At 24.5% G+C, this 1,005-nt stretch carries 1 protein-coding gene; it reads right to left on the bottom strand.

Features of this window, described 5'->3' with window-relative positions:
* Positions 1-1,005 (bottom strand): CDP-glycerol glycerophosphotransferase family protein (locus CD113_RS12375; RefSeq protein WP_206167427.1); only part of this gene is annotated, 1,005 nt, incomplete at both ends.

Raw genomic sequence — 1,005 nt, 5'->3', positions numbered from 1 at the left:
CCTTATTATACATATATATTTCGTTTAACTTAAACTCATTACTTGAATTAGCCTTTTCAATGACATAATCTCCATCAATTATATTTGGGATCGTAATCATTTTATTCTCTGGAGAATTCACAAATTTCTTTAAGTTATACATATTAGCTTGATTAGCTGAATCAGAGACAGATACTACCTTTGAATATTGATTATACAAGCTAAAAACAACCTTTAAATTCCATCTATGTTTATAACGTCCATCAATTATTTTGTTATATTCTTCATACATATCATTATGTAAAAATATCGCATTTTTTTTGACTGGTGCAAATGCAAATAAAGCAGAAAACAACTTATTATATCCACTGTAGTCAATTACTACTTCAGGTTTTATATTTCCTAATGTTTGCTGAAAGTATTCTTTAAATAATCTCACTATTCTTTTTTTATGAACATATTTCGAATTATATCCTTGTCTATTAAATAACTTTAAATCTATTGTATCTCTTAGACTTTTATTCATATCGCTAAATAAAGTAATTAAGTGAGCTCGTGAATCTAATCTTTTTATATTATTCAGTTTTTCTGGAGTAGATTTATTAGTTTTAATGATTATTAGTTCATACTTATCATAATTAAAAATTTTACTTAGGTTTATTATTGAGCTAGTTATGCCGTTATTATAAAAAGCACCACCGTAAAACAATACAACTTTTTTATTTGATTTCAGTGATTTTTCCCTTGAAGTATTGTTAAATATAAATTCAGTTATACGAGAACATGACAACCCATCGTCCTTCGAACAATACTCATTTATAAATTTTTTAATGTTAGAGTGATAAAAACTTAAGTAATCAGATAATGGCTTATTTAAGTTTTTTAATAATTCTTCGATATTATAAGAAATAGAACCTGGTAATTTATTAATACCTATATTCATATTAAAATTGATAGAAGCTCTATCTTTCACATAAAAATATATTGTCTTATTTAATCGTATAAAAGCAATAGTTAAATTAGTGT

It is taken from the genome of Staphylococcus simiae (assembly GCF_002902085.1).
Lineage (GTDB): Bacteria > Bacillota > Bacilli > Staphylococcales > Staphylococcaceae > Staphylococcus > Staphylococcus simiae.
The sequence above is the reverse complement of the archived record's forward strand: the minus strand, read 5'-3'. Positions and strand labels throughout refer to the sequence as shown.